General features: G+C 63.7%; 7 protein-coding genes. 5 read left to right on the top strand and 2 right to left on the bottom strand.

What is annotated here, in order from left to right; translation table 11 throughout:
* Window positions 1-58: 58 nt before the first annotated feature.
* Window positions 59-493: a type II toxin-antitoxin system HicB family antitoxin gene (locus EOA28_RS16735; protein WP_126083282.1), complete on the bottom strand. Its 435-nt coding sequence runs from the start codon at window positions 491-493 to the stop codon at window positions 59-61.
* 420 nt (window positions 494-913) lie between these two features.
* On the opposite strand from EOA28_RS16735, the gene EOA28_RS16725 reads away from it, so the two are divergent.
* Window positions 914-1,495 (top strand): YdeI/OmpD-associated family protein, encoded by a 582-nt coding sequence (locus tag EOA28_RS16725; RefSeq protein WP_128315064.1) that lies wholly within the window; start codon window positions 914-916, stop codon window positions 1,493-1,495.
* Between the two features lie 170 nt (window positions 1,496-1,665).
* Here the strand turns inward: EOA28_RS16725 and EOA28_RS16720 are convergent, their stop codons facing one another.
* Window positions 1,666-2,046 (bottom strand): hypothetical protein, encoded by a 381-nt coding sequence (locus tag EOA28_RS16720; RefSeq protein WP_245491083.1) that lies wholly within the window; start codon window positions 2,044-2,046, stop codon window positions 1,666-1,668.
* A gap of 313 nt (window positions 2,047-2,359) precedes the next feature.
* On the opposite strand from EOA28_RS16720, the gene EOA28_RS16715 reads away from it, so the two are divergent.
* The 4 genes from EOA28_RS16715 to EOA28_RS16700 all read left to right on the top strand — a co-directional run.
* Window positions 2,360-3,724 carry an adenylate/guanylate cyclase domain-containing protein gene (locus EOA28_RS16715; RefSeq protein ID WP_189342070.1) on the top strand — a complete coding sequence of 455 codons (1,365 nt, stop codon included), beginning with the start codon at window positions 2,360-2,362 and terminating at the stop codon, window positions 3,722-3,724.
* Between the two features lie 264 nt (window positions 3,725-3,988).
* Window positions 3,989-4,693 carry an SDR family NAD(P)-dependent oxidoreductase gene (locus EOA28_RS16710; RefSeq protein WP_126083278.1) on the top strand — a complete coding sequence of 235 codons (705 nt, stop codon included), beginning with the start codon at window positions 3,989-3,991 and terminating at the stop codon, window positions 4,691-4,693.
* 223 nt (window positions 4,694-4,916) lie between these two features.
* Window positions 4,917-6,113: a diaminopropionate ammonia-lyase gene (locus EOA28_RS16705; RefSeq protein WP_126083277.1), complete on the top strand. Its 1,197-nt coding sequence runs from the start codon at window positions 4,917-4,919 to the stop codon at window positions 6,111-6,113.
* A 157-nt stretch (window positions 6,114-6,270) separates the two neighbouring features.
* Window positions 6,271-8,093: PAS domain-containing protein (locus tag EOA28_RS16700; RefSeq protein WP_128315063.1), on the top strand; the 1,823-nt coding region annotated here is incomplete at its 3' end.

The raw sequence follows: 8,093 nt of genomic DNA, 5'->3' as shown, positions 1-8,093 counted from the left end.
GCGATAGTGGTATCGGAAGGCCCGATGATGGATCGGCCGCCCAGGCTCGCCGGCAAAGTCAGGCGGCCTTGTGGAACTCCATGTCAAAGCGCAGCGGATGGCCGAGCGCCTTGAACGCCTCCTCGAGCGAGTCGAGCCGTGAATTGTGGTCGAGCCGGAACAGCCGATCGACATGCTCCCGTTGGCATTTCAGCTCGCGCATCAGATCGGCCCGACTCCAGCCCTTTTCCCTCAAGGCCATGTAGAGAGCCGATTTCAGGAAGACGAGCGCCGGGACTTCCACAAACCATCCCTTGCCCTTGGTTTCCTTGAGCGGGAAGGGGATATCATCCCCATGCGCAATTCGGGCGGCGATGGCTTCCTCGATGGCATTGCGTCCATTGCGGCAGGCTTCCTCTTTTGTGCCGCCATACGAGACCACCTCGTCGAATTGAGGCGCCGTAACCAGCCAGGTATCGTTGTCGTCGGGCGTGAGAGCGACTTCATACCACATACACGGTCTCCTCTATTTCAGGCCCAGATCCTTCTTGATCTTCTCGACCAGACGCGTTCCAAGCTCCTTGCCGCCGCCATGCATCGGCAGCTGCGAGACCTTGTCTTTAAAACGAACAGTCAGGTGACCGCTCCCACCGCGGTGGGTTTCAAAAGGTGCATCCCTGCTTGGCGAGCCAGCGCCGGAATTCGCTTGCGTTCATAAAAGATAGCGTATTCCACACATCTGTGGAAGTCAACAGAAGTGTGGGGTTGTTCAAGTCGTTGGAGAATTAGGAGAAATTGTCTTGGGTTAGCGCATCAATTCGAAAAGAGGAATCCGCCAGACCAGCCTAACGCCTGTTGACGGAAACTGGCACCAGCTCTCGCTACAATCGCCGAGGAATCGTCGACACTGCTGGCGGCGAAAAACGAGGTGACAATGGCCCCGATCAAGGTCGATCCGGACAAGGTCCGGGAATTCCCCGATGCGCAAAGCTTCCATGCCTGGCTGGCCGACAACCACGCCTCTGAAAGCGAGGTCTGGATCAAGATCCACAAGGTCGGCTCGGGCCTCGCCTCGATCACGCCGAAGGAGGCGGTCGACGTCGTGCTCTGCTTCGGCTGGATCGACGCGGTGCGCAAGTCGCTCGACGACAAGAGCTTCCTGCAGCGCTACACGCCGCGCGGTAAAAAGAGCATCTGGAGCAAGATCAACATCGACAATGTCGCGCGCCTGGTCGAGGCGAGCCGCATGACCGAGCACGGCCTGCGCGAGGTCGAGGCTGCCAAGGCCGACGGCCGCTGGGACCGTGCCTATGCCGGCTCGAAGGAGATGATGCAGGCCGCGATCGATGCCGAGCCGAAGGCGAAAGCGATGCTGGAAAAGCTCTCGGCGCAAAACCGCTTCGCGCTCGCCTTCCGCACCAACAACATGAAGACCGAGGCGGGGCGCAAGAAGAAGATCGCCGATCTGGTGGCCATGCTGAAGCGCGGCGACACCATCCATCCGCAGAAGAAGTAAGGCATGATCCCGAAAAGTGGTTGCCGGTTTTCGGAGAAGATCATGCCTCACTAAGGCAACCAAAAAACGCCGCCCGGAAGGGAGGGCGGCGTTTTCGGGAAGCGACGATCCTGAACCCTTTGGAAGCGGTCCGGGATCATCCGGTCATGAAGTTCGAAACGCCTCTGGCCTTACGCGGCCTTCTTCGCAGCATGCTTCTTCGCATGGTGCTTGCGCACATGGTGCTTCTTCACGGGATGCTTCTTGGCATGATGCTTCGCGTGCTTCTTCACGTGATGATGCTTACGGGCGTGGTGACGGTGATGCTTGCGGTGATGCTTCTTGTGCGGGCCATTGCTGGCCGGCTTGGCGGCGGTCGCTGCCGGCTTCGCAGCTTCGGTGGTCGCGGCCGGAGCAGTGGTCGTGGTCGTCGCGGCGGCGTTGGCTTCGGTGGTGCCCAGCGATGGCACCGCGAAAGCGAGCGCGACGGCAAGGCCGAGTGCGGAAAGAAGGGTCTTTTTCATAATCGGCAATCCTTGGTTAAGATCGATGTCTGTTGTCGCGCGCCGCAATCGCTCGGCTGCTCCGGTGCCGTTTATGACAGCGGGTTTTTTCGCTAGTTTTTCCGGATTGTTGAATCTTGTTTCCGGATTGTGTCCGGCATTTCCCCGCCCGTGGAACGGGGGCTGCCTGCTGGTGAAAACCCGACGCGAAACGCGCCTTCCGACCGACCCAGGCGGACTATCGGACTCGACGATGGCGTCCGAGCCGCTGCTGGGCTAATGTCGCCGGAACGAGGCCAAAACGGTGTCCGGCTGACAGACCTGTTATTAACACCAGCGTCTGGCGCCACTTAGTACTGGAAGATCAGTTCCGATGCCTACGTTGCTGTCACTGCCCGACGACATATCGATCAAATCGGCGCTCGGGGAATCTGTCCTTGAAGCCGCTCGCCGGGCAGATGTCCCGATCGCCTGCGCTTGCGGCGGCAAGGCCAAGTGCTCGACCTGCCGGATTTGGATCCTCGACGGCGCGGACCGCTGCCCGGAGCGCACCGCGCCGGAGCGCGCCCTCGTGGAGCGGTTGGGGCTTGGCAACAACGTACGCCTGGCATGCCAGCTCAGACCTGACTCCGACATCACCTTCCGCAGGCTCGTACTCGACGAGACCGACCTGCGAATGACCAGTCAGTTGCTCCCGCACAGGTCCACCAGTGCGGGCGAGCTGAAGTCGGTCGTCATTTTCTTCAGCGACGTCGCCGGGTTCACCCATTTCTCCGAAACTTTGACGCCCTACGACGTCATGTACCTGCTCAATCGGTATTTCACTCAGGTCGCTGAAGTCATCGAGCTCAACGACGGCTACATCGACAAGTTCGTCGGCGACGGGCTTATGGCGATATTCGGCGTGCAGGGCCAGGACGATGCACCGGTGCGCGCCGTCAATGCGGCCCTGCAGACCCTTGCCACGGTCGATCGGCTGAAGCCCTTTTTTGCCTCGATGTATGGCATCGAGTTCGATATTCGCGTGGGCTTGCATCTGGGCGAAGCGGTGATTGGCTCGGTCGGATCGCCCGGCAACGAGCGCCTGACGGCTATCGGCGATGCGGTCAATGTGGCGAGCCGGGTGGAAGCGGCCAACAAGGAGGCCGGAACCCGCCTCCTGATTACCGAGACGCTCTATGAACAGGTCAAGGGTGAGGTTGAAATATCCGATTTCATTCGAGTGCGTTTGCGCGGTACCTCCGACCGAATTACGCTGTACGAGATAAAGAAGCTGAAGGTTGAAGCCGAGCGCCGGCTGAACGAAAAAGGCGCGCGGGAGACTATGCAGCTGGGCGGCAAGACCTGGCATCGGACGGTTGCCACGAGCGAACTGAAGGATGGCGACCACAAAGTCATCGAGTTCCAGGCGCTCTATGCCGTGATTTTGCGCAGGGGCGGGCGCGTCTATGCCTTTAACAATGCCTGCCCGCATTTGAAGTTGCCATTCTTCGAGACTGGCTTGCGGGCCAACGGCCACGCAGGACGGGCGAGCATTTTCGGCGAGGACGGCACTCTGGTGTGTCGCTGGCATCACAGCGGATTCGATCTGGATACAGGCGAAATCGTAAGGTGGTGCGAGGCGCTCAATGAGGACGGAACTTCGGCCGGCATGGAGATTCTCGGCGATATTTCAAAGAACCGGGCTCCGCTGCACCTCTTTCCGTGCCGCGAGGAGGATGGCTACATCTGGATCGGTTTCGATTGAGCGTACCGCCAGGTCATCCCAAACGCCCGCCAATCTGCTGTCGGTCCGGCCAGTAAAGTCCTCCAGCCGAGTTGGGACCATTCGGCCCTAGAGCAATTCCAGGAAAAGTCCGTAGCGGTTTTCCGTCCGGAATTGCGCAGAAACAAAGACCGCGCCCGTTCATGAACTGCATTGCGCAATGAGCGCCAATTCGGCGCTTTAATCGGTCGGCGTGATCGATGCCATCTTGGCTGTCGGTAAGAGGAAATTGAAGGAACAGCAGCAATGACCAACACCAAGAATTCCGGCAAGGTGGCCCTGGTCACCGGCGGCAACCGTGGCATCGGCCTGGAAACGGCCCGCCAGCTCGCGGAACTCGGCTTCACAGTGCTCATCGGCGTGCGTGATCTCGCCAAGGGCGAGGCGGCGGCCAGGAAGCTCGGCGGCAAGGTCGAGGCCATCGAGTTGGATGTCGCCGCGCCTGAAGCGGCCGTGAGCGCCGCGGCAGAGGTCGAGCGCCGCTTCGGCCAGCTCGACGTTTTGGTGAACAACGCCGCGATCCATTACGACCCGTCGGCGCAGGCGCTCCAGCCCGACTGGACAGTGATCCGCGAGGCTTTCGAGACCAATGTCTTCGGCGCCTGGCGTGTCGCAGCCGCCTTTGCGCCGCTGCTCAGCGCCTCCGGCCATGGCCGGCTGGTCAATGTTTCGTCGGAAGGAGGCTCGCTTGCTTCGATGGGCGCCGGCGCGCCGGCCTATTCTACCAGCAAGGCGACGCTCAACGCGCTGACCCGCATCGTGGCGGCCGAATTGCGCGGCTCGGGCGTGCTCGTCAATGCGATCTGTCCAGGCTGGGTCGCGACCGACATGGGCGGACCGGGCGGACGCCCGGTGGCGCAAGGCGCTGCCGGCATCGTCTGGGCCGCGACCTTGCCCGACGATGGCCCGACCGGCGGCTTCTTTCGCGATGGCAAGCGCTTGCCGTGGTGAATTGTCGGCTTTCGGCTCCACACCGGCACCTCCACGCCCGCACCCTGCAACCGAAGCGAAATACCCCCAAAAATAGTCAAGTTGGCGGTGTCGAGCCCTCCGAAACGAACATCCGGCGACATCCAATCGAAACAAACTTCAATCACTTAGCCAATGAAAGCGTCCAGAATCGCGCCCGAATCAGGCCCGCGGACAGAGTTCAGTGCCTCGCAGGAAGACTAGCATGCTGCTTCTCAACCAACGCCCAGAACACAACCAGCCGTTGGTTGCCGCCGATGCCGAGTCGCTCGGCAGGGCGGGAGGAGAGCGGGCCGAGCGTTACCTCAAGGCGCGCCAAAGCGATGCCGAAACACCGCTGCATGCCTTGCCGGCATTGGCCGGCGAGCTCGGCATCGCCGCGCTTCATGTCAAGGATGAGGGCCAGCGTCTTGGCCTTGGCTCCTTCAAGGCGCTGGGCGGGGCCTATGCCGTCATGCGGCTGGTGCTGGAGGAGGCCGGCAAGTGGCTCGGGCGAGACGTCGACATCGGCGAGATAAACGACGCCCGGGTGCGCCAGATCGCCTCCGGCATGATCTTCGTCTGCGCCACCGACGGCAACCATGGCCGCTCGGTCGCGCAGGGCGCCAGCCTCGTCGGCGCGCGGTCGGTGATCTTCGTCCATGCCGGCGTAAGCCGCGAGCGGGTCGCGGCCATCGCCCGCTTCGGCGCCGAGATCGTTGAGGTCGAGGGCGGCTATGACCATGCGGTGCGCGAGGTCGCGCGCGTCGGCGCCGAGCGCGGCTGGAAGATCGTCTCCAACACTTCCTGGCTCGGCTATGAGCGCGTCCCCGGCCTGGTCATGCAGGGCTATACGGTGATCGTGCGCGAGACGCTGCGGCGTCTGCCCGAGCCGCCAACGCATGTCTTCCTGCAGGCCGGCGTCGGCGGCTTCGCGGCCGCGATCGCCGGCCATATGGCGGTCCTGCTCGGCTCCAGGCGGCCGAAGGCCGTGGTGGTGGAGCCGGAGCGCTCGGCTTGCGTCTACGCTTCGGCTGAGGCCGGACGTCCGGCAACGATCGCAAATCAGGAGCCGACCGTGATGACGATGCTCGAATGCGCCGAGCCGTCCCTGGTCGCCTGGCGCGTGCTGGCGCGCGTCGGCGATGCCTTCATGACGGTGGACGAAGACGATGCGGTCGCGGTGATGAAGCGGCTGGCGCGGCCGCTCGGCAACGACCCGGCCATTATCTCCGGCGAGAGCGGCGGGGCAGGCCTCGCCGGGCTGGTCCGCGCCGCGGGCGACAGGCGCATGCGCGCCGCGCTTGGCCTCGACAGGCGTTCGCGCGTGCTCGTCATCAACTCGGAGGGCGCGACCGACCATGGCCGCTTTGCCGAGCTGGTCGGGATGGCGCCCGAAGAGGTGTTCCTGCAGACTGCCTGAGAGCAGTCTGCCGGCTTTCGTGGCTCGGAAAGCCAATACGCTGCGCGGACCGCTCCTCAACCCCTACAAGGGGGAGATCAAGCAGTTCCACCCCCGGTAACTCTTTCTTCTCTGCTTTCATGCAAGACTGCAGAGACCGGGTGGCACGAACCAAAGTATGGCGGACGACAATAAACGCAACGGCAAGTTCTGGGCGCAGGCGCTTGACCGCGCTCATCTGGGCCTTTGGGACTGGAATCTGTCGGCCGGCGATTGCTACTATTCACCGACTTGGTCGAAGATGCTGGGCTATGAGCCGGGCGAGCTCGCCAACACGCCCGATCTCTGGCTGAAGCTTACCCATCCCGACGACCGCCAGCGCGCGCAGGAAAGCGGCGACCGGCACATTGCGGGTCTCGTCGATTCCATTGAGACCGAGCTGCGCCTGCGCCACAAGAACGGCCACTGGGTCTGGGTTCTCGACCGTGGCGGCATTGTCGAGCGCGACGCCGACGGCAAGCCGCTTCGGCTGATGGGCGTGCAGACCGACATCACCCGCCAGAAGGAAGCCGAGGCGGCGCTCGAGCAGGTCAACGTCCGCTTCCGCCTCGCGCTTGCAGCCAGCGGTACCGGCATCTGGCATCACGATATCGGCACAAGGAAAACCTTCTGGGACGCGCGCACCCGTGAGATATTCGGCCTCGCTGCCGACAAGGACGAGGTGTCGGCCGAGCTCTGGCACACCTATCTTCATCCGGACGATAAGGAAGCCACTGAGCGCGCCCGTCAGATCGTGCCGGGCTCCAACGATGTCGTGGCCTCGCAATACCGCATCATCCGGCGTGACGGCGAGGTCCGTCATCTCGAAACGCTGGTGCGCTTCGTCGCCGATGTCGGCTCGGCCGGGCAGATCTTGGGCACCGTGCGCGACATCACCGAGGAGAAGATGCGCGCCGAGGGACTTGCCTTCGCCGCGCGCCACGATGCCCTGACCGGTCTGCTCAACCGTTCCGCCTTCGACCGGCTGCTCGCCGAGAACATCGCCATGGTCGAGCGCCTGCCGCTGGCGGTGTTTTACGTCGACCTCGACTACTTCAAGGCGCTCAACGACTATGCCGGTCATGCCGCTGGCGACCTGGCGCTGAAGAGCGTCGCGGCGGGCATCCTCGCCAGCCTGCCCGCGTCGGCCCATGCGGCGCGTCTCGGCGGCGATGAATTCGCGCTGATGGTGCCGAACTGCAATGACGCTTGCGCCGAGCACATCGCCCGCGGCGTGCTCGCCGCGGTGCGCGATGCCGATCTCGGCTCGGCGGTCACCTCGCGCAGGCTTGCTGCCAGCATCGGGATCGCCGTCGTGCGCGACCGCAACATGAGCGTGGCCGATGCGCTCGCCTGCGCCGACGACGCCTGCTACGCCGCCAAGGCCGGCGGGCGCGACCGCTTTGCCGTGTTCTCGCCCGACACGACGTCCGGCGCCGGCGGGCTCAACGCCGCCCGGCTGGCGGCCGACCTTGTCGACGCGATGGAGGATGGCCGGCTGAAGCTGTTCGGCCAGCAGATCCATCGGCTCGGCCGGCCATGGGAGGACAGCCGCCATGTCGAGGTGCTGGCCAGGCTCGAGGCCCGCACCGGCACGATGATCCCGCCCGGCGACTTCATGCCGGTCGCCGAACGTTTCGGCCTTGCCGCGCGGCTCGACCGCTGGATCATCCGCACCGCGCTGACGCGCCACGGCGAGGCGATGCGCGCGGGCGCCATCGCGCTCGACTTCAACCTGTCGGCACAGACGCTTTCCGATCCGCAGCTATGGGATTTCGTCGACGAGGCCATCGCCGAGAGCGGGGCGCCTCCGTCGGCCATCGGCTTCGAGATCACCGAGACCGCCGCCGTCACCAATTTCGACGCGGCGGCCGAGTTCGTGCGCAAGGCGAGGTTCCGCCACTGTCGCGTCAGCCTTGACGATTTCGGCGCCGGCATGAGCTCGTTCGAATATCTCAGGCG

Origin of the sequence: Mesorhizobium sp. M2A.F.Ca.ET.067.02.1.1 (genome assembly GCF_004023285.1) — a bacterium.
Taxonomy (GTDB): domain Bacteria; phylum Pseudomonadota; class Alphaproteobacteria; order Rhizobiales; family Rhizobiaceae; genus Mesorhizobium.
This window is presented reverse-complemented; position numbering and strand designations above follow the sequence as displayed.